General features: G+C 41.7%; 18 protein-coding genes. 3 read left to right on the forward strand and 15 right to left on the reverse strand.

Annotated features, from left to right (window positions below):
• Positions 1-41 precede the first annotated feature (41 nt).
• The 8 genes from DWV68_RS05380 to DWV68_RS05415 all read right to left on the reverse strand — a co-directional run bounded on the left by DWV68_RS05380 (position 42) and on the right by DWV68_RS05415 (position 9472).
• The gene (locus DWV68_RS05380) at positions 42-2063 is read right to left on the reverse strand and encodes an FtsX-like permease family protein (RefSeq protein ID WP_118540816.1); all 2022 of its coding nucleotides are present in this window, start codon (positions 2061-2063) and stop codon (positions 42-44) included.
• A complete protein-coding gene (locus tag DWV68_RS05385) occupies positions 2056-2823 on the reverse strand; it encodes an ABC transporter ATP-binding protein (RefSeq protein WP_118057036.1) in 768 nt (255 codons plus the stop codon). The genes DWV68_RS05380 and DWV68_RS05385 overlap by 8 nt, the downstream gene beginning before the upstream one ends.
• Before the next feature lie 256 nt (positions 2824-3079).
• Positions 3080-3685, reverse strand: coding sequence for a helix-turn-helix domain-containing protein (locus tag DWV68_RS05390; RefSeq protein WP_118540814.1), 606 nt, complete (start codon positions 3683-3685; stop codon positions 3080-3082).
• A gap of 159 nt (positions 3686-3844) precedes the next feature.
• Complete coding sequence (locus DWV68_RS05395; protein ID WP_118665186.1) at positions 3845-4828, reverse strand: sensor histidine kinase; 984 nt, start codon at positions 4826-4828, stop codon at positions 3845-3847.
• Positions 4825-5496, reverse strand: coding sequence for a response regulator transcription factor (locus DWV68_RS05400; RefSeq protein WP_118639782.1), 672 nt, complete (start codon positions 5494-5496; stop codon positions 4825-4827). The genes DWV68_RS05395 and DWV68_RS05400 overlap by 4 nt, the downstream gene beginning before the upstream one ends.
• Before the next feature lie 58 nt (positions 5497-5554).
• Positions 5555-7558 carry an LTA synthase family protein gene (locus DWV68_RS05405; RefSeq protein ID WP_118665188.1) on the reverse strand — a complete coding sequence of 668 codons (2004 nt, stop codon included), beginning with the start codon at positions 7556-7558 and terminating at the stop codon, positions 5555-5557.
• Between the two features lie 106 nt (positions 7559-7664).
• Positions 7665-8429: a TraX family protein gene (locus DWV68_RS05410; protein WP_117841569.1), complete on the reverse strand. Its 765-nt coding sequence runs from the start codon at positions 8427-8429 to the stop codon at positions 7665-7667.
• Between the two features lie 20 nt (positions 8430-8449).
• The gene (locus tag DWV68_RS05415) at positions 8450-9472 is read right to left on the reverse strand and encodes a lysylphosphatidylglycerol synthase transmembrane domain-containing protein (RefSeq protein WP_330408254.1); all 1023 of its coding nucleotides are present in this window, start codon (positions 9470-9472) and stop codon (positions 8450-8452) included.
• A 706-nt stretch (positions 9473-10178) separates the two neighbouring features.
• On the opposite strand from DWV68_RS05415, the gene DWV68_RS05425 reads away from it, so the two are divergent.
• Entirely contained in the window at positions 10179-11144 is a 966-nt protein-coding gene (locus tag DWV68_RS05425; RefSeq protein WP_117841568.1) for a zinc dependent phospholipase C family protein, read from the forward strand.
• Here DWV68_RS05425 and DWV68_RS05430 read toward each other — a convergent pair.
• The 5 genes from DWV68_RS05430 to DWV68_RS05450 all read right to left on the reverse strand — a co-directional run bounded on the left by DWV68_RS05430 (position 11108) and on the right by DWV68_RS05450 (position 15372).
• On the reverse strand, positions 11108-12058 hold the full coding sequence (locus DWV68_RS05430; RefSeq protein ID WP_118665192.1) for a D-2-hydroxyacid dehydrogenase: 951 nt from the start codon (positions 12056-12058) through the stop codon (positions 11108-11110). The genes DWV68_RS05425 and DWV68_RS05430 overlap by 37 nt on opposite strands.
• The gene (locus DWV68_RS05435; RefSeq protein ID WP_117697808.1) at positions 12055-13512 is read right to left on the reverse strand and encodes an MFS transporter; all 1458 of its coding nucleotides are present in this window, start codon (positions 13510-13512) and stop codon (positions 12055-12057) included. The genes DWV68_RS05430 and DWV68_RS05435 overlap by 4 nt, the downstream gene beginning before the upstream one ends.
• Before the next feature lie 12 nt (positions 13513-13524).
• Positions 13525-14376, reverse strand: a complete 852-nt coding sequence (locus DWV68_RS05440; RefSeq protein WP_117947180.1) for a patatin-like phospholipase family protein — start codon at positions 14374-14376, stop codon at positions 13525-13527.
• Positions 14377-14406: 30 nt separating this feature from the next.
• Entirely contained in the window at positions 14407-14832 is a 426-nt protein-coding gene (locus DWV68_RS05445) for an NfeD family protein (RefSeq protein ID WP_118665194.1), read from the reverse strand.
• A gap of 99 nt (positions 14833-14931) precedes the next feature.
• Complete coding sequence (locus DWV68_RS05450) at positions 14932-15372, reverse strand: MarR family winged helix-turn-helix transcriptional regulator (protein WP_118665196.1); 441 nt, start codon at positions 15370-15372, stop codon at positions 14932-14934.
• A gap of 128 nt (positions 15373-15500) precedes the next feature.
• On the opposite strand from DWV68_RS05450, the gene DWV68_RS05455 reads away from it, so the two are divergent.
• Positions 15501-17252 carry an ABC transporter ATP-binding protein gene (locus DWV68_RS05455; protein WP_118665198.1) on the forward strand — a complete coding sequence of 584 codons (1752 nt, stop codon included), beginning with the start codon at positions 15501-15503 and terminating at the stop codon, positions 17250-17252.
• Positions 17252-19126, forward strand: coding sequence for an ABC transporter ATP-binding protein (locus DWV68_RS05460; protein WP_117841562.1), 1875 nt, complete (start codon positions 17252-17254; stop codon positions 19124-19126). The genes DWV68_RS05455 and DWV68_RS05460 overlap by 1 nt, the downstream gene beginning before the upstream one ends.
• Before the next feature lie 126 nt (positions 19127-19252).
• Here the strand turns inward: DWV68_RS05460 and DWV68_RS05465 are convergent, their stop codons facing one another.
• Both DWV68_RS05465 and DWV68_RS05470 read right to left on the reverse strand, forming a co-directional pair.
• On the reverse strand, positions 19253-19579 hold the full coding sequence (locus DWV68_RS05465; protein ID WP_117697819.1) for a putative quinol monooxygenase: 327 nt from the start codon (positions 19577-19579) through the stop codon (positions 19253-19255).
• 405 nt (positions 19580-19984) lie between these two features.
• Positions 19985-20869, reverse strand: a complete 885-nt coding sequence (locus DWV68_RS05470; RefSeq protein WP_022243503.1) for a MurR/RpiR family transcriptional regulator — start codon at positions 20867-20869, stop codon at positions 19985-19987.
• Between the last annotated feature and the right edge of the window lie 10 nt (positions 20870-20879).

The following is a 20879-nucleotide window of genomic DNA, read 5'->3' on the forward strand; positions in this document are numbered from 1 at the left end:
CGGCAGCAGGTTCTTACGGTTATTTGATATTATTAGAGTCTCTACCCAATCTGATGCCCAACAATTCGATAATAGGTTCTTGAGGTCATCTTGTATACCAGCAGATAAATAACTGTAAATACAGCAATCGTACCAAGGAGACAGTACGCAAACAGTCTTCCATTATTCAGATTCATCACTGCCAGTATCATCCGGATCATTGGAAACGCTGCCAGCACATGTAGCGCAGCGGTAACAATCGGTAGTAAAAATACCATCCGGATCTGTGCACTGATTGTTTTCTTTACCTCTTCATTGCTCATTCCTACTTTTTCCATAATGGCAAAGCGCTCTTTATCCTCATATCCTTCCGAAATCTGCTTATAAAAAATAATAAGTACGGTAATCATCAAAAACAGGATTCCAAGGAAAATGCCAAGGAACAGAAAGCCACCATACATCTGCCGGAAGGAATCTTCATTTTCTGCCCTGTTTTCTATCATAATATAATATTTACCGTCATGCCCTTCCTCCATTCCGGATGCACCAATTGCCGCAGATACTGCATTTCCACAGGCAATTTTTTCTTCCTTGTTTCCATCGATGTCGATATACAGAGAATAATAATAGCTGCTGGCATTTTTCCCATAAATTTCTTTCTGTGCTTCATACAACGGTGCCATATCTTCTACGCTGTTTACTACCATATAATAGACCTGATTATCCATCCAATGTCCATTTTCAGAAGAAAAATGCTGTTTCTGTAAAATAGGATAAGTATAATCTCCAACCGTAATCGTATCTTTATCATAGCCATCACTGGTTACCAACACCACTTCGTGATCCGAAAGCTCCGGAACCCTTACATTATAAGCTTCCTCATAATCTTCCCTTGTAATCATGCGGAGCATAATAATATCAGAACTATAATCGCCCTCATCATCATGTTTTCGAATTACAAGATTTCCATCTTCTGATATGCAGGAAAATGTCAGCGTCATCATGCCCTGTTCTTCTTTTATACTGCGGTTCTCCTGCTGGATGGTGCGGTTCACTAACTCCCGCAACGTATCACCTTCTGTAATCGGATTTTCACTGATAATGGATACTCCGATATCTCCCTGATAACGGGTTGCCAGTTCATCATCCAGTCCGGCATACATACTTACCGTTGAAGAAATTACCACCAGTACCATCGTGGATAAAATACAGATGCTTGCCAGTCCTGCTGCATTCTGTTTCATCCGGTAAATAAGACCAGAGACTGCCACAAAATGTTTCTTTTTATAATAATAACTTTTTCTCTTTCTTAAGAACTTAAGCACTGCAATGCTGCCTGCCATAAATATAAAATAGGTTCCGATAATTACAAGTATTACCGCTACAAAGAACAGAAGCACTGCAGTTACCGGATTATCTACTGTAATTGCCATATAGTAGCCTGCTGCAAGTGTTACAATTCCAACTATTGCCATCAGCTTTTTCGTCTTCGGCTCCCGCTCGCCCTGGCTGCTTCCATGCAGCAGTTCCACCGGTTTGGCAAGCTGTATCTGAAACAGATTATATATAAAGGTCAGCATAAAAATACCGGCAAACAAAAGGATGGTACTTACAACGCCACTTTCTGATACATAAAAAACAATTTCTGCATGGTATCCAATCATGGCGTACAATAACATACACATCAGTTTACTAAAAGCAATTCCTGCAACAAGTCCGCCACCGATAGCAACCACTGCCGAAAAAAACGTCTCCAGAAAAATTACTTTTGCCAGATGCCTTTTCTCCATTCCAAGAATGTTATAAATACCAAGCTCCTTTTTTCTCCGCTTCATAATAAAGCTGTTGGTGTAAAACAGAAATATCACAGAGAAAAATCCAATGATAACTGCACCCAGTCCCAGCACAAACTTTACATCCACGGCACCAAATGGCAGTTCGTCCAGTCCCGGATTGTAATTCAGATACAACATGGTATAAAAGAATGCCACCGTCAGCATCCCGGTCAACAGATACGGCAGGTAAAACTGTCTGTTGTGCTTTATATTATTTACTGCCAGTTTTCCATATAACCCCCTATTCATGTTTCTCACCACCTGTCGTAAGCATTGTCAGTGTATCTGAAATCTTTGCATACAATTCCTCACTGGTTAAATTACCACGGTAAATTTGGTGGAATACTTCCCCATCTTTAATAAACAATACTCTTCTTGCATGGCTTGCAGCCTTAGTGCTATGTGTTACCATAAGAATTGTCTGCCCCCGCTCATTAATCTTATTAAATAATGTCAATAAATCTTCCGTTGCTTTAGAGTCCAGTGCTCCGGTAGGCTCATCTGCCAGTACCAGCTCCGGCTTGATTATCAAGGCTCTTGCTACCGCCGCACGCTGTTTCTGTCCGCCGGATACTTCATAAGGATATTTTCCAAGAATATCAAGAATTCCAAGCTGCGCTGCAATCGGTGTTATGCGCCGCTCCATCTCTTTATAATCCACACCGGATAACACCAGTGGAAGAACGATATTATCTTTTAATGAAAAATTATCCAAAAGATTAAAGTCCTGAAATACAAATCCAAGATTTTCTCTCCGGAATGCGGAAATCTCTTTTTCCCGGATATCCACAATGTTCTTGCCATTTAATATGACCTGTCCACCGGTCGGCTTATCCAGTGCTGCCAGAATGTTTAAAAGCGTGGTCTTTCCGGAACCGGATTCTCCCATGATTGCTACATATTCCCCTTCTTCCACAGAAAAGTTAAGACTTTTTAATGCCTCTACCTGATTTCCACCCAGACGGGTTGTATAAACTTTTTTCAGATTATTTACTTCTAAAATTGCCATTGTTTTCTCCTCACTTTATTGCTCTGTCATCTTTTCCATTATCATAGCAAAAAAGGAAAATGTCAGCCATGGATTCTGCTTACATTTTCCCTTTATCTCTTACATTTTTGTAAGATTGAAATTATATTTTCTAGCTTTTTTATTGTACCATAATTATATTCCACATTTTTCAGGTGATAAATTTGCTAATATTTACATTTTTCAGGACATAATTTTGTATATCACTTATCTCTACTTCACATGCTGTGCATCCATCTTATTTTGTCAACACTTTTCTGCAATACTTACGTGCACCACATCGTGGACAGGTTAGTTTTCTTTTTCGGATAGTATGTGGTCCCATAATATAATCCTTCATCTCTGGCACAAATCTGCCATGACATTCCGGACATTCATACGCTCCTGCATCACGGTCAAGAACGCAGGCAATCGCAATACCCATTATAATTACTGCCGTACCTAACACAATTAAAAGAATCCTCAACCAGTTTTCCATTACAAGAGCTCCTGACACCACAAATAATGGTGTTGCTGCAACAATTACTAACATTGCCACCATTGCTGATAAAATTATTTTTTTCTTACTTTCCTGTGCTTCTTTTACTAAATTCACCATATTTTCTTCCGCCTTTCTACGATAATCTTCTTCAGAAACTCTTTCTCCGGATAAAAGCTCATTTACAGTAATATCCAGTTCCCCACACAAAGGTAATAGCAACGACACCTCCGGAAAACCATTTCCACATTCCCACTTAGAAATCGTTTTATCACTAATTCCTAATTTCTCAGATAACTGCTTCTGGGTATAACCCTTTCTTTTTCTTTCTTCTGCAATAAATTTTCCAATTATTATCTGATCCATCTGCTTTCCTCCTTTCTGCTTTGATTATCTGGTAATTTCATTTTTAAGTACACCCACGGGACGTAGAAAATGGTGAATTTATGCGGATTCCACGCTCCGTAGATACTGTTTTAAGAAAACTTTAACTTACTTTTGAAAAAAAAATGGAAGCTTCCCCTCCTACCGTATTTCAAGATGTACCTTCGTTCCCACTCCAATCTCCGACTCAATCGTAATTTCATGGGACAGCTTGCGCATAATTTTCCGGCAGAGATACAGTCCGATTCCTGTGGAGCGCTTATCTGCATGACCGTTATAACCGGTATAGCCTTTTTCAAAAATCCTTGGCAAATCCTCCGGTGCGATACCGATTCCGGTATCTTCGATAACCAGCTCTTTTGTCTCTTGCTCCGATTCTTCCTCTAAATAAACAGAAATGGTTCCACCGGCAGTATATTTGATGGCATTGGATAAAATCTGTTCTATCACAAATTCCAGCCATTTTTCGTCGGTCAGTACCTGCGTGTCAATGGAACTTAATTCCATTTTAATTTTCTTTCGCACAAACAGTCTGGCATACTTGTGGATTGCCTCCCGCACTACTTTATCCAACGAAACTTCACCAATTACAAAATCCGTACTTTTCGCGGACAGTCTGGAAAACTGCAATGCCATTTCCACATACTGCTCAATAGAGAAAAGCTCTTCCCACATTTCCTGGCTCCGCTCATCCTCTTCCTCTGCCAGCAGCAGGCGCAGTGCTGCAATCGGTGTCTTGATCTGATGCACCCACATGGTAAAATATTCTGCCTGCTCCACCTGCCCGTTTTCCAGTTCATTAATCTGCTGCTGCAGGGTGATATATAAAGAGCGAAGCAATTCCTGATAATCCGTTTCCATCTGTCCCCGTGGCAATGACAGCTTATCCATTGTCACTGCAATTTCAGAAGTCTGCTTTTCCAGTTTCTTATGATGCAGATAACGCCTTGTAAAGTCTATGATTACTACCAGTAAATACAGAAAGAAGCACAAAAATGCTGCATATCCCCATTGTGCCAGCGGCACCTGCTCGAATCCGATTACAAAGCACAGGATTCCAAAGCAGGCAAGCACTAACAACAGCCATTTCAGATTTTCCTTCAGATAATTTTTGATAAATTTCATTTCAGCCGGTACCCGATTCCCTTCTTCGTAAGAATAAAATCCTCCAGACCTGCATCCGCAAGTTTCCTTCTAAGGCGGTTTACATTTACGGAAAGTGTATTCTCATCCACAAAACAGTCGCTCTCCCAGAGCTTTGTCATCAGCGTATCCCTTGAGACTACCTTTTCCTTATTTTCCATCAGTGTCCTTAGAATCCGCAGTTCATTTCTGGTAAGTTCCACTTTCTTATCCTGATAGGTAAGGGCTGCTTCCGCCACCTGAAGCATCACTCCGTGATAGGTCAGCATTTCTCCGGTCTCCGTAAAATCATAGGTGCGTCGCAGCATTGCCTGTACTTTTACCGTAAGAACACTTAGGTCAAAAGGCTTTGCAATAAAATCATCCGCTCCCATATTCACTGCCATGACAATATTCATATTGTCCGCAGCCGATGAGAGAAAAATAATCGGCACCTTGGAAATTTTGCGGATTTCACTGCACCAGTAATAGCCATTGTAGAAAGGCAGACCGATGTCCATCAATACCAGTTGCGGTGCAAACTCCGCAAATTCTTTTGTAACTGCTGAAAAATCTTTTGTGCACTGCACTTCATATTCCCAGTTTTCTAAATGTTTTTTAATACTTCTGGCTATAATTACATCATCTTCCACAAGATAAATCCGGTACATCTTCCCCCTGCCTTTCCGTTTTTCCCATACATTTCACTTTCTCTATGTTTTTCACTCTTTAATCCGATGTTTCATAATACGGGAAAAGATTTTTATCCTTGTCTTTTTCCTTGGCAAACATGTTGTTATATTGCAGGATATTATACTGGTTCAGAAGGTCTGCATCTTCTCCCTGTGCCTCGGAATAATGCAGGAATTCACCCTGACTCTTCGAATAAAATGCTCTGGAATTCATTGCCGGTATTTCTTCCTGTAAATCCGCTAAGAACTGGTTATATGCCGGCAGTTCAATGCCTGCCTGCTGCAGAGTCATCGTAGAGAGATAATTCAGGCTGGTCAGTTCCACATCTTTGCTTTCGCTGTCATAATTCGTCCATACAAAAAATGGTACTGTAAATAATTCCTGCAGTTCATCCAAGGTAAGACCGGATAATCCTTTGCCATTCATGGACTGATAGAAATTATTATTCAGGCTCGGCTGATGGTCTCCGAAAAATACGATTTCGACCTTGTCATCCACATTTTCAAAATAAGTAATCAGATTTTCCAGTGCCTTATCGCTCTCATGAATCAGGCTTAAATACTGGTTTACATCACTGAAATAATGATTCTTAAGATTTATCGTATTCTGGAAATTATCATAATAATCGGTATAGCCACCGTGATTCTGCATGGTAACACCTAAGATAAATAATTTTTCATCAGAAGTCTTTGCCTCATACTGGTCAATAATTTTATTATATAATTCCTGATCCGTAATATATTCCCGCATGATATTGGTCTGGTCGAAATCATCGATAAAGAGACTATCATCAAAGCCCAGCAACGGATAAACCTTGCTTCTGCTCCAGCCGGACGCATAGTAAGGATGCATGGAAATGCAGGAATATCCCCGCTCCTTTAAGGTACTTACCAGGGAATACGGTTTCTTTGACATATACTGCTGATAAGGCACGGAGCCGCTTGGCAGGAATGCCATGGAATTTCCCGTCAGAAATTCCCACTCGGAATCCGGTGTCTTTGCACCAAAGACAGAAGACAGTGCATATCCCTTAATGACATTGGTGTCCATGGAATCGAAAAATGGTGTTACCTCTTCCGTTGTCTCAAATCCATAATGGGAAATCACACTCAAATCCGCAAAGGACTCATTCATAATAACAATAATGGTCGGGTCATCTTCCGAGCCTTTATTCTCCGGTTCCGGATATTCTTTGGAAATCTCTTCCACCACATCTTTTGAGTATCCATCCGGCTCCGCCACAAAGGAATCCCGGATGCTGAGTACAAAATTTAAGATATAGCCGTTGCGGTAAGTTCCTTTCTGTTCCCAGGATTCCATTACCGTATCTTCTGTGGCAATTCCCACATAAATTCCCATTACCAGCGCTGCCGCAAAGGCACTGATTCGGAGCATCCACTTCTTTTTAAATTCAAAATTCAGCTTCCTTATAAAGGCAACATATATCATGCTAAGAAGTATGACATAGACCGCCCGGTCTTCCAATACAAATTTATAATTTGCTGCCACGGAAAGTCCGGTGGATGCCGCTTTCAAATCTCCGAAAGAAAATTCATTTCCACGAAACTGATAGACAAAGTAATTGATTCCTGCAAGGCTTAAGAGGAAAATATGTCCTATCATGCAGGCAATCTTCGGCTTTGCTGTAATCACTAACAGGGCAAGATAAAAGACCATGCAGCAGAGCACATTCCATCGGGTGTGATTCACACTGATTTTCTCCCGCAGCTCTGCATCCAGCAAAAGATACTGCACCATATGCTCTGTCATGATGGCACTTAAGAAAATTTCAAGAGCAGCCCAGAGTGGATTGGCTTTCTCCGGCAATGTAATCTTAAGATTTTTGATTCCAAAATAAATCAGCCCTGCGGCAGCTGCCACTGGCACATTTACCCCACCATAGAGACAAAAGCCCAACATCACTGCAAAAGCAATGAGTCCGGCTCTTATATTTGTTTTCTTATAATCCAGTTCGATAAGTCTAGCTAAATGTTTTTTATTCTGTTCTATTTCATTTCTTTCTGCTTTATTCTCATTCATTTCTTACAATCCTGCCGTCTTCTTCTGTGACAGAACTTCTGTCCATCCGCTACTATAACGCAGGTCTTTTTTGTTTGCAAGCCTCTTCACAAAATCTTAAAGAAATCTATGCGACTGCAATCGGTCCCATTCCCATTGCCCAGCAGATGATATACAAAATCAGAAGGTGCGCCGGATAGAAAATGTAGAAAAAGTATTTCAAAGAAAGTCCACGTTTTCCATTATAAAACGCAATCGGAATGAATGCCAGCGGTGCAGTAAGCTCCCAGGAAAATCCGATACATCCTGCAAGCAGCTGGTAGGATTTTTTCTTACGGAATACATAGAGTAATACGATGCAGGCAACGCCAATTCCGGCATAGTCGGTATTTAAAAATTCTGCCGCAAGGATTCCTGCTGCAAGAATTCCCGCATCAAAAATAACTTTCTTAAACTTCGCAAACCGTTCCTGATTCTCCACTGCCTGAAATCCCCACATAACCATCAGTCCGATAAACAGTGTAAAAAATACATTCTGATAACCGGATTCCAATATTTTTCCATTGAATAATAAGTCAAATGGAATTTCAGATACCAGGCAGAAGGAAAGCAGACGAAGTGCATATTTCTTCACATCATGTGTATGTTCAAAACCTTCGATTAAAAGAAAACAGAAAATCGGAAATGCCAGTCTTCCGACAAAACGCATCATCTGATATGTAATCACCAGGGTACTGTTGGCATCAATCCATGCATTCAGATCTGCCGCCTCATTCATACCACGGACTACCAGCAATCTGCCAAGAACTCCGGCTCCGATATGGTCAATTAACATCGTTATAATCGCAATGATTTTCAGTGTGCTGCCACTGATTCCTTTTCTTTCTTTCATCTTAATTCCTTCTCTTTCCCTTACTGCTGTGCCTTATCTGCCTTGCGTTTTGCAATCCGTCGGTCAATACGCTTATGCAGTAATACCACCACACCACCGATAACAAATGGAAGTACGAATGTTGCAAAACGGTATAACAGTGCCGCAGAACCGGCTTCTCCGGTTCCTACCAATACTGTAAACAATGCGGTAAATACAAACTCTGAGGAACCGATTCCTGCCGGAGACGGAATGACTGCTGCCAGCATAAAAGCAAGGGAAGTAACTGCCCAGGACTGTAACAGTGTCAATCCATATTCCCGATATAAAATCACGAATGGTATGCCATAGCAGAATGCAAATTTCAACAGATTCTTAGCTACAATGGATGCGATTAGTTTTCCCTTGGTCAGAAGCATGCCTGCTGCATCCTCTAAGATGCCACACTGTTCCCGTAACATGGCTGCCTGCGCATCGAATTTTCCTTTGCGGTTCAACTTGTCCACCAGGAAAAGTAAAATTCCATGGAACTTCTTTGAACAGCAGAATAAAAGTAATGCAGTTGCTATCACTGCCGTCAACACATATCCTGCAATCAGAAGATTAAAATATTCGGAATAATGTTCCTTCATAAATCCGAAATTTAACAGGAAGAAAATAATGGAAAAGATTGCAATCGTTACTTTATGAATCGCATACTCTACCATATACATTCCGGTTCCCTGAAAAACCGGAATTCCTTTTTCATTGAAATAATATACCGCTGCCACACCGGCACCACTGCCTAAGGTTGCCACACGGTAAAATGAGCAATAAAAGGCGCTCTCTACACCCATCCGGTATGTAAACTGTGGATTATACTGCTTTGCGAAGGAATAATTAATCCATCCTTCTACCACATTATACATAACACCGGCACCGCAGATGGTAATGACCACCCAAGGTGCAGTTGTAGAAAGCTCCTTTAAAATTGGTCCGGCTGAATCCCGGAACGTATAAATGATAATTGCTACGATGGCAATTACAAAAACCAGTTTCAGTATTTGCTTTGTCCGCTTATTAATAAAACCTCACTCCCAGTTCTCTTTTTCCTCTGCTGCCTGTCTATTTTACCACGTATCTCCATGGATTATTCGTCACACACAGGATTATATCAAATATCCATTTTTTGTCAAACTTCTGTATTATATTTCCTGGCAAAAAGTGCTATACTTTAATTATCTATATATAAGCGATTGCAAAAAGAATAATTTCTAACAGATTGAATTTTGATTATCCAAAGGGCCTCTTTTTTCGCTATAAAATACCGCAGTTCTAAAGTGCATGTTTTTCTTTCTGTGATGAAAACCGTCTTTCCAATGTTTGACAAAAGTACTGAACGGTTCGCCGAAATGCGGATGCATGATAAGGGCTGTTAGGGGCACTTGGAATTTCGTCTGGCATCCGGCAACGCTGGCACAGGACGTGCCAGCGAGGCGCATCTGAACATAGATGTGAATTTGCGCCGGTTGCCAGAACGAACGAAATGTAAATCGAAATTCCCAGTGCCCCTTGCAGGCTTTATGTTGCATCCGCATCCGGCGGACAGTGCAGTACTTCCGTCAAAGCAGGCGGAAAGACAGTTTACAATCAAGAAAAACATGCACTAAGAACTGCTGGCATTTCATATCAAAGAAAAAGAATTCCCTTCGGATAATCAAAATTCACCTGCAGACTTATGTCTCCTTTTTGCAATCACTTAAAATATAATTAGTTGAAAGGATTGTTGTTATGCCAGGATTTACCACCCACTATTTATTTGGACTGAATTCTTTTCGTGAATTAGAGGAACCGGATCTTGTTTCCTGCATCCGTAAATTTCCGCATGCATTCTGTATGGGCTTACAGGGACCGGATATTTTCTTTTATTACCTGCCGTCCTACCTTCGCTCTTCCGGAAATATCGGGCAGTTGGCACACCACAAAAATACCGGTATTTTTCTTACCCAGCTTTTAAAAAGTAAGGACATGTTCTTGGAAGAGACGGAACAGCAGATTGCCATTTCCTATATCTGCGGCTTTCTTGGACATTATGTCTTAGATACTACCTGTCATCCATATATCTTTGCCAAGTCACACTATGGCACTTATGATAAGGGTTATTTTGGTCATCATGTATATCTGGAAACAGATATTGATGCAGAGCTTCTTACTTATTATAAAAACTGTGCGCCATCTGAATTCAACCAGAGTGCCACCCTGCACATCAGCCGGAAGGAACGGCACATCATTGCTTCTTTATTATTAAAGGCTTACAGCTCCACATATAAAGAGTACCGCTTTACTTACCGCTCCATGCAGGCTGCCTTAGAAGCTGTGCAGCTTAATACCGCATGGATTCGTGACCCGCAGGGCAAGAAAAAAGTCCTTGCCCGTAAAATCGAGGCAAAGACTTTAGGTTATGCATGTATTTCTCCGTTGATTCCAAGTGACTACTTTACTTTTACGGTAGACCCGCTGAATCTTCGTCATTTCCGTTGGCGAAATCCATGGAACAAAGAAGATGTCTCCCATGAGTCCTTCTTTGACCTTCTGGATACTGCGGGAACCCGGTATCAGTCCATCTTAAATAAAACTGCAAGACTGTTTACGCTTCCAATTGGAACGCCGGTTTACCGGGAACAGTTAGATGCACTTTCCTTAGAGCTAGGAAACAACTCTTATGATTCCGGACTTCCATTAGAGAAAAATTCCTGAATCTGACCACAGATAATCTCCATGAGGCGGGTGCGGGCTTCCACACTCGCCCATGCAATATGCGGCGTAATCAGTAATTTCTCACTGTCTTTGATTCTGCGCAGCGGATTTTCCGGACTCATCGGTTCTACCCGGAGGACATCCAGTCCTGCTGCCGCAATCTCACCCTGTTCCAAGGCTTCTGCCAAATCCTCTTCTACCACAATCGGTCCTCTTCCAAGGTTTAAGAAAATAGCCGTTTTCTTCATCTGATGAAAAGCTTCTTTATTCATCAAATCCAACGTGTTTTCATCCAACGGTGCATGAACGGATACAATATCCGATTCCTTTAACAGTTCTTCGAAGCTGACACGCTCATAGCCCGGCTGGCTGTTCCGTCCGGAAGTGGAATAGTAAATGACACGACAGCCAAAGACTTTTGCAATATCTGCAACTCTTCTTCCGATATTTCCAAGTCCGATAATGCCCCAGGTCATTTTTGCCAGCTCTCCGAAATATTTATCAAAGTGGGTAAACATTTTATCTCCGATATATTTTTCATCTTTTACATAACGGTCATAATAAGGCAGTTTTTCCAGTAAATAAAACAGCATGGCAAAGGTATGCTGTGCCACCGATTCTGTGGAATATCCCGCTACGTTGCGCCATGCAATACCACGTTTTTCAAGGTATGCCTTATCGAGATTATTGGTTCCGGTTGCCGTCACACACACAAGCTTTAAGTGGCTTGCATTTCCAATGGTCTTTTCGTTAACTTCTACTTTATTTAGTACCAGTACATCTGCATCCACGCTTCGTACTGCCGCTTCCTCTGCTGTCGAGAAATCATATTTTATAACTTCTCCCAATGCATCATATGCGGATAAATCAATATCCTCTCCAATTGATTTTGCATCTAAAAAAACGATTTTCATTCTATCTCTTCCTCCTGCAATGCTGCCGCAATTTCATTCATTTTCTTCTTGTCCAGCCGGTAAAATTTCAACGCAATCAAAGAACTTACCCAGCCGATAATCGGTGTTCCGCAAAATAGGAATATGGTTGTATAACGCAATACCGGTGTCAAGGCATCACCAATCTGCGGAAATGTTTTATTATATCCAATCAGTAACATTACCAGTCCTACAAATGCCGTTCCCAGTGCCGCAAAAATTTTATCTACAAAGGAAAACAGTGCTCCCATCAGTCCCGGTACAAATTTACCGCTGCGGTACTGCTCATAATCGGAGCAGTCTGCAATCATCGGCACCACCATATTATTTGTAATGGACTTACAGCCATTTAATAATACAAAGAATAACATAAACCAGAAGGAAATGGCATTAAAATGTTTGAGATTAAAAGTAACCGTATTGATATTATCCTGCATCAACACCACAATCAATAGTAACTGGAAGAAAATGCCAAGTCCCGTAAATAATACCAGTGCCTTCTTCTGTCCCATCCGTTGTGCTGCCCGGATGCCAACGGTCACTACCAAAAGCGTTGGCAATGCTGCCACCACACCAATCCATCCGGCGATTCCATAATTTTCCATCATGATGCCATAAAGCATAACGCCTACTGTTGTATGGCTGTATACCGTTGCCGCAAACCGGTTGGTGCAGGCTGCCATAATCAGCATACGGATTGGCTTGTTCTGTTTTAAAATCAAGAAAAAATCCCACACCTTAATCTTCTGTGTCTGCTGATGTTCATAGCGTCCCGGCTGGTCTTTCTTCCAGATTCCGATTACCGCCAAAAGTGTTGCCAGTGCCGACAATACCACAACCCAGAATACATACTCCACATACAGCTCTTCGTTGGTAAATCCACCGTATTTCGGCACCAGATAATTGGCTACAAACAAGGCACTGCCGCCGTATGCCGCCATGATGAAAATGGAATCGAAATAAGTGGACAGCGGGCGTTTCTTCGGATTATTGGTAATAATCGTCTGCCCCGATTTGGCAACCACAGTCTGAAAGGTATATCCGATAATAAAAATTGCATAGATAATAATAAAATACGGAATCCGTACCCACTTTGAAATCAGATGTGTTGTCGCAAACAGGAGAACAGCACTGACTGCCATCAGTATATTTCCAGCCACCATAAAAGGACGGAATTTTCCAAACCGTCCTTTACTCTTATCCAACAGAAAACCAACCACAGGGTCAGTTACACCATCAAAAATATTCATTGCTGTTACCAGTGAAGAAATCAACACAACAGAAAAGCCAGCCATGGAATTGGCATAGTATGAGATATAGCCCATCAAAGCCAGATACAGATTTGCTGCTGTATTATTCATGGAAAAAAATGCAATCTGCCAGATTTTTGCATCATTATAATGAATTGTCTTTTCCTGCTCTATCTGTTCACTCATCATTCCTGCTTCTTACTTCTTCAAATAATTCTTTAATGCTACCATCTGTTCTTTTCCCTCAAGATAACCTTCTTCGTATAATTCTTCTAACCGCTTCGGGTCACTTTCGGTTCTGCCTACCCCATGGGTCGTATCCGGTGCAATTACAAAAACGCGTCCTTCTTTTTCCAACCGGAATAATTTTTGCATGGACTCATTATATTTTGCCGGACGCTCCTTCAAATCCTTTACGATATTTGGATAACGCCGATATAATGCAGAAGAAATCTTCGTTCCTCCATCCGTATGCTTCTCATAGCCACGCTCTCTTGTCAGTACGACAATTACCTTATCGCAGCCCTGCTCTAATGCCCTCTCAAATGGAACGGAATCTGCCACGCCGCCATCCAGATAATAGCGTCTGCCTACCTGCACCGGCTTGAAAAATACCGGAAGTGCACAGCTTGCTTCGATAACTGACATGCTGGAGCTGTCTCTTGGCACTTCAAGATACTCTGCTTTACCGGAATGAATGTTGGTCACTGCTGCTTCCACCTGTCCCGGAAATGCTGCAAATGCATCATAATCAAAGGGCAGTAATTTATTTGGCACTTCATCAAAGACGTAATCCAGATTATAAAAGGTCTTGCGGTTCTTATCAAATAAGAACTTAAATCCCTGATAATTGCCATCTGACATATATTTTCTTGCAAGCTCTAAGTTTCTGCCGTGCTGCTTTGACAAATAGGATAAGCCAAAGGCTATTCCTGCCGATACGCCGATAAAATAATCAGGCATTATATTTTCTTCAAGAAATGCGTCTGCCACTCCACAGGAAAAAATTGTCCTGCTGGCTCCGCCTTCAAATACCATTCCAAGTTTCATATGCAACCGCCTGCCTTATCTTTTCTTACTCTACTGTGGTTTTACAATCAGTTTGACACCACTTATTGCCACAACTTCTGCAGTAGTATCTGCTTCTATGGTAACTGCATCGTCACTGCTTCTTGCCGTCCATTCCTGTCCGTTTAATACAGCTGTTCCTGTCTCCTCGATATTGTCAATCTTCATGGTTACACGTACGGTCTTTCCGATGGCATCCTCGTAATTCGTCCGGGTCTTATGCGGGTTTAAATATTTTACTGCCCATGGTCTTGTAAAGAATAACAATACAAAAGATACCACAAAGAATAAAATTACCTGCAGCCAGACCGGGCCTCCTACTGCTGCCACAATCAGGGCTGCCATACTTCCGCCTGCAAACCAGATGGTTGCCAGTCCTACCGTAATAATCTCTATAATCAGTAATATTACAAAAAGTGCTAACCAGAAAATAATCATCTCCTGTTCCTCCCTTTTCTTCGTTTGCATCTATTATAGCAAAAAGTCATATATATAGGAAGTAGAACCTTCTCTTTTCCTTATGTCTTTTCCTAATCTTTACAGATTCTTCTCAAGATTATAGCGTACACGTTTCAAAAGAGAATATAGTTCATCTGCTTCTTCTTTTGTCATTCCATCCACCAGGAGCTTCTCCATTTCAGAAAAGAAGTTCATCATTTTCAAATGCTGCTGTTCCCCCTTTTTCGTCAGAAGAATCTGCTTTAATCGTGCATCTTCTTTTAGTTCTTTTCTGGTAATCAGTTCCTTTTTCTCCATGGACTGCAGCATTTTGCTTGCCGTTGCCCTGGAAATTAAGAATTCCTGCTCAATGTCCTTCTGGCAGATGACCTTATCTTTATTACAATATAAAAAGCCCAGTGTCCGCCCCTGCATCGGTGCCACACCATCTCTCTGATCCGCACCATACCGGTCACAGTACATCCCTATCATATTGTGTATGACCCGGATATCGTTTCCAAGTTTTCTCTCTTTGCACATTTCATAATCCTTCTTTTCTTTCCCAAAAAATTCATTGACATATAAAAAATATTGTTATATAACAATATCTGTTAGTATGCTAACATTTATGTTATAGCATACAATTTAGAAAAAAGGAAGTGAAATTTATGTTAAAGACTTTAGCTGCCCAGATTAAAGAATTTAAACGTGATTCCATCTTAACTCCTGTCTTTATGATTCTTGAGGTTCTGATGGAAACTTTAATTCCTTTTCTGATGGCTTCCATCATTGATAATGGTGTCAACAAGGGTGACATCCATCACATCTATGTAGTCGGTGCCTGGATGGTCGTTGCTGCATGCTTCTCCCTGTTTGCCGGAATTATGGGTGGAAAATATGGTGCCCGGGCATCCACCGGATTTGCCCGTAACTTAAGGAAATCCATGTTTGAAAATATTCAGACCTTTTCCTTTGCTAACATTGATAAATACAGCACTGCAGGTCTTGTTACCCGTATGACTACTGACGTCACCAACCTGCAGAATGCTTACCAGATGATCCTCCGCATGTGTACGAGAGCACCGGCCAGTCTGATTTGTGCCATGGCAATGTCCTTCTTTATCAGTCCGAAGCTTGCCAGCGTTTATCTGATTGCCGTTATCCTCTTAGGTGGTGTGCTTGCTATCATCATCCGGTTTGCTACCAGATATTTTAATGAAGCTTTTCCAAAATATGATGACTTAAACGCAAGAGTCCAGGAAAATGTTTCCGCTATCCGTGTCGTAAAAGCTTATGTCCGTGAAGACCATGAAGCTTCTACTTTTAAGAAAGCCAGCGGAAATATTTACAAGCTCCTGGTAAAGGCTGAAAATGTTGTTGTTTTCAACGCTCCTGCCATGCAGTTTACGGTATATACCTGTATCCTTTTAATCAGCTGGCTTGGTGCAAAGATGATTGTAAACAGCAGCCTCACTACCGGTGAGCTGATGAGTCTCTTAACCTACTGTATGAATATTCTGATGAGCCTGATGATGCTCTCCATGGTATTTGTCATGATTACCATGAGTGTTGCCAGCGCCCGTCGTGTTTCTGAAGTATTAAACGAAAAGAGTAACTTAAATAACCCAAAGCATCCGGTTATGGAAGTAAAAGACGGAAGCATTACCTTCGACCATGTTACCTTCAGCTACAAAGAAGATGCGGCTGAGCCGGTTCTTTCCGATATCAATCTGTCTATTCATTCCGGTGAAACCATCGGTATCTTAGGCGGAACCGGAAGTTCCAAGTCCAGTCTGGTGAACTTAATCAGTCGTCTGTATGATGTAAATGAAGGCTCTGTCTCCGTTGGCGGCATTGATGTAAGAAAGTATGACCTTGATACCCTGCGTAACCAGGTTGCCGTTGTACTGCAGAAAAACGTGCTTTTCTCCGGTACAATTCTTGATAACCTGCGCTGGGGCGATAAAAATGCTACGGAAGAAGAATGTATCCGTGCCTGCAAATTAGCATGTGCCGATGATTTTATCAACACTTTTCCGGATAAATACAATACATACATCGAACAGGGGGGAACCAACGTATCCGGTGGTCAGAAGCAGCGTCTTTGTATTGCCCGTGCCCTCTTAAAGAAACCGAAAATTCTGATTCTGGATGACAGCACCAGTGCCGTAGATACCGCAACCGATGCAAAAATCCGCAAAGCCTTTGCCGAAGAGATTCCGGGTACAACCAAGCTGATTATTGCCCAGCGAATCTCCAGTGTCCAGAGTGCTGACCGCATTATTGTCTTAGATGAAGGTAAGATTAACGGCTTTGGAACCCACGAAGAATTATTAGCAAATAATGCCATCTACCGTGATGTCTATGAATCCCAGACCGGCGGCGGTGGTGACTTTGATGAGAATGGAGGTGCTCAGTAATGGCTGAAAAAAGGAAAGTAAAGAATCCGGGCAAATTATTCTGCCGTCTGATGGCTTACATTTTCCGGAAATACGGAATTGCCTGCTTCCTGGTACTTGTCTTTATTGTACTAAGTGTTCTTGCCAACACCCAGGGAACCATGTTTATGAAAACCCTGATTGACAGCTATATTATCCCGATTCTGAATTCACCGGATAAGGACTTTGCACCGCTGGCTGCTGCCATCCTTCGTGTTGCATGCTTTTACGGTGTGGGAGTTTTAAGTACCTTTGCTTATTCCAAGATTATGATTTATGTTACGCAGGGTACTTTAAATGATTTGCGAATCGATTTGTTTACCCATATGGAAACACTGCCAATTAAATACTTTGACACGCATGCCCACGGCGATATCATGTCTGTATACACCAATGACATTGATACCCTTCGTCAGATGATCAGCCAGAGTATTCCGCAGTTAATCAACAGTGTCATTACCATTGTCAGTGTACTGATTTACATGATTATCCTGAATATCCCACTGACTGTTCTTACTCTTGTAATGGTTGGTGTCATGCTCCTTGTCACGAAAAATCTTGCCGGGAAAAGTGGTAAATACTTTATCGCTCAGCAGCGTGACCTTGGTGCAACCAATGGTTTTATCGAAGAAATGATGGATGGTCAGAAGGTAATTAAAGTCTTCTGCCACGAAGAAGAAAGTATCGAAGCTTTTAACAAATTAAATGACCAGCTTTTCCGCAGTGCTGACAATGCCAACAAATTTGCCAATATCCTAATGCCGGCAAATGCCCAGATTGGTAACATCAGTTATGTACTCTGTGCCATGGTTGGTGGTGTCCTCGCCTTAAATGGCATCGGTGGATTTACACTGGGCGGACTGGCAAGTTTCTTAACCTTTAACAAGAGTTTTAATATGCCAATCAACCAGGTCAGCCAGCAGTTAAACAGTATTGTTATGGCTATGGCAGGTTCCGAGCGAATCTTCACTCTTTTGGATGAGACACCAGAAACCGATGAAGGTTATGTTACTCTTGTCAATGTAGAAAAAGACGGTGAAAAACTTGTAGAGACTTCCGATACCCGAAGCGGACGCTGGGCCTGGAAACACCAGCATCAGGCAGACGGCTCCATTGACTATGTCGAGTTAAAGGGTGATGTGGTCTTTGATGATGTAGACTTTGGATATAATGATGATAAGATTGTTTTACACAATGTGAAATTATTTGCTACTCCTGGTCAGAAAATTGCTTTTGTCGGCTCTACCGGTGCCGGTAAGACCACCATTACGAACCTGATTAACCGTTTCTATGATATTCAGGATGGTAAAATCCGTTACGACGGTATCAATGTCAACAAGATTAAGAAAGCTGACTTAAGACATTCCCTTGGTATCGTATTGCAGGATACCCACCTCTTTACCGCCAGCGTAATGGAAAATATCCGCTACGGTAAACTGGATGCTACCGATGAAGAAGTTATCGCTGCTGCAAAGCTTGCCAATGCAGATTCCTTTATCCGTCATCTTCCGGATGGTTACAATACCATGCTGACCGGTGATGGTGCCAACTTAAGCCAGGGACAGCGGCAGTTACTTGCCATCGCCCGTGCAGCTGTTGCCAATCCTCCGGTACTGATTCTTGACGAAGCAACCAGCTCCATTGATACCAGAACCGAGCGTATCGTTCAGGATGGCATGGATAAACTGATGGCAGGCAGAACTACCTTTGTAATTGCCCACCGACTCTCCACTGTTAAGAACAGTGACTGCATCATGGTATTAGAGCAGGGCCGCATTATTGAACGGGGCAGCCATGACGAACTGATTTCCCAGAAGGGTAAATATTATCAGTTGTATACCGGACTGCACGGATAAACTTTCTACATGCAGGTTCTGTCATAGACAGTGCTTTATAGCTTCTTAGTAACGTAAAAGACACGAAGTATGTTTCAACCAACTGTTGTTTGTCTGAACATACCTCGTGTCTTCTATATCCGCTGCTTATTTTCGAATGAATTTATCATCCTGCGTGGTTTCATCGTCCGATACGTAACGTTCTACTCTCATGTGAAGGTCGTATTTATCCCTCAATGCCGCAATGGTCTGCATCATCGGAGAAGCATGGTGCACATCCAGTGCCTGCTGGCTCTCCCAGCTGTCTATCAGAAGTACTGTTTCCTTATCCTGCAGCGGCTGAAAATATTCATATCTTAAATTGCCCTCTTCCCGGCGGATTGCATCTGCTGTTCCGCTGTTTTCCATCTCCTGAGCAAATTTTAATGCATTTCCATTTTCACCAGTATAATAAAGATTTACTGTTATGCTCATATGCGTCTCCCTCCTGATAATATCCCCATTTTATAAATGTAATATTACAGTTACATTATTTCCAGTCATAAAATTGCAGTTACAAAGTCTCTAAGAAATGAATCATCAGCTTCTTTAATCCCTGCTGCTCTGTTGCAAGTATTACATTCATCAGATTTGCTTCTAACATTCGTTTCATTTTCTTCTTTAATTTCATATGCGTCACTCCTTTTTTAACGGAGCCCGAAATTTATTTTCCGGACTCCAACATGCTATAAATGCAAGGGACATATGGCGATGTCTTCCTTACAGCCCAAGGATAACATGTTTTCTGTTCTCTGCAACAAGTGTGACGGATTTTGAATGATCGTTTCAAAAGAATCGGCTCTTATGAATGAAATCTTGAAATTTTGTTTCATTTTATTGCTATGATTTTTCTGTATCACACAGGTTCTTTGCACCAATCTCATAATATTGCTTGCTCAGTTTTATATTTTCATCATAACCGGCAGAAAATTCCATTGCAAACATAACATCCAGAAGGTATTTTGTTGCTGCGGAAAATGCCACTGTCCACAGTCCTTCCATCCGGATACTTCCACACTCTGTCAGTGTTCTTGGTGTCAGCAGAACCTCATCAACATATGCTTTCATCCTGCTTTTGCCCTGGGATGTAATCAGAATGGTTTTTGCTTTTGCCCGATGTAAATCCCTTACCAGTTCCACCAGCTTCTTATTATTTCCGGTATGACTAATCATGATGGACAGATGATTTTCATTATTCTGCAATGCCATCATCCTTTGTATATTATCTTCCGCATAAGTATTTGCCACCTTATCGCAATGGAAGAACTGACTGCAGCCGTAGCGTGCCAGATGTATATTCATATCAAAGGCATAGAAATCAATGTACTTGGCCTCATGCACCATTTTTCCCACCCGCGCCAGCTGATCAATCGTAAGAAGACGCTTTGTCTTTTCAACGGCAAGGGTGTCAATGTCCGCAATCTTATTCATAATGGTCATGGCATTTTCCTGCTGCTGTATTACAAAATGCTCTGTGGTCGTCTCCTGTCCACCCTCCGTACTCTGCAATTCACTTAGGAAACGCAGCCGGAATTCTCCATAATCCTGACAGCCGATTTTCCGGCAAAAGCGGCTTACAGCTGCAGTACTGCTATAAGAAACTTCCCCTAACTGCTTTGCTGTCATGGAAATGACAGCCTCCGGATGTTCCATCAGATAATCACGAATATTTCTTTCCCGTTCCGTCAAGTCCTTCCGCTCCTGCATCTGTCGGATAATTTCCATTTGCCATTCT

The sequence above is a fragment of the Roseburia sp. AF12-17LB genome, assembly GCF_003479605.1.
Taxonomy (GTDB): domain Bacteria; phylum Bacillota; class Clostridia; order Lachnospirales; family Lachnospiraceae; genus Roseburia_C; species Roseburia_C amylophila.

Bases quoted from the DNA above. Each gene is read 5' to 3' on its own strand.
- DWV68_RS05380 (WP_118540816.1), bottom strand. From the start codon at position 2,063: ATGAATAGGGGGTTATATGGAAAACTGGCAGTAAATAATATAAAGCAC.
- DWV68_RS05385 (WP_118057036.1), bottom strand. From the start codon at position 2,823: ATGGCAATTTTAGAAGTAAATAATCTGAAAAAAGTTTATACAACCCGT.
- DWV68_RS05390 (WP_118540814.1), bottom strand. From the start codon at position 3,685: ATGGATCAGATAATAATTGGAAAATTTATTGCAGAAGAAAGAAAAAGA.
- DWV68_RS05395 (WP_118665186.1), bottom strand. From the start codon at position 4,828: ATGAAATTTATCAAAAATTATCTGAAGGAAAATCTGAAATGGCTGTTG.
- DWV68_RS05400 (WP_118639782.1), bottom strand. From the start codon at position 5,496: ATGTACCGGATTTATCTTGTGGAAGATGATGTAATTATAGCCAGAAGT.
- DWV68_RS05405 (WP_118665188.1), bottom strand. From the start codon at position 7,558: ATGAATGAGAATAAAGCAGAAAGAAATGAAATAGAACAGAATAAAAAA.
- DWV68_RS05410 (WP_117841569.1), bottom strand. From the start codon at position 8,429: ATGAAAGAAAGAAAAGGAATCAGTGGCAGCACACTGAAAATCATTGCG.
- DWV68_RS05425 (WP_117841568.1), top strand. From the start codon at position 10,179: ATGCCAGGATTTACCACCCACTATTTATTTGGACTGAATTCTTTTCGT.
- DWV68_RS05430 (WP_118665192.1), bottom strand. From the start codon at position 12,058: ATGAAAATCGTTTTTTTAGATGCAAAATCAATTGGAGAGGATATTGAT.
- DWV68_RS05435 (WP_117697808.1), bottom strand. From the start codon at position 13,512: ATGAGTGAACAGATAGAGCAGGAAAAGACAATTCATTATAATGATGCA.
- DWV68_RS05440 (WP_117947180.1), bottom strand. From the start codon at position 14,376: ATGAAACTTGGAATGGTATTTGAAGGCGGAGCCAGCAGGACAATTTTT.
- DWV68_RS05445 (WP_118665194.1), bottom strand. From the start codon at position 14,832: ATGATTATTTTCTGGTTAGCACTTTTTGTAATATTACTGATTATAGAG.
- DWV68_RS05450 (WP_118665196.1), bottom strand. From the start codon at position 15,372: ATGTGCAAAGAGAGAAAACTTGGAAACGATATCCGGGTCATACACAAT.
- DWV68_RS05455 (WP_118665198.1), top strand. From the start codon at position 15,501: ATGTTAAAGACTTTAGCTGCCCAGATTAAAGAATTTAAACGTGATTCC.
- DWV68_RS05460 (WP_117841562.1), top strand. From the start codon at position 17,252: ATGGCTGAAAAAAGGAAAGTAAAGAATCCGGGCAAATTATTCTGCCGT.
- DWV68_RS05465 (WP_117697819.1), bottom strand. From the start codon at position 19,579: ATGAGCATAACAGTAAATCTTTATTATACTGGTGAAAATGGAAATGCA.
- DWV68_RS05470 (WP_022243503.1), bottom strand. From the start codon at position 20,869: ATGGAAATTATCCGACAGATGCAGGAGCGGAAGGACTTGACGGAACGG.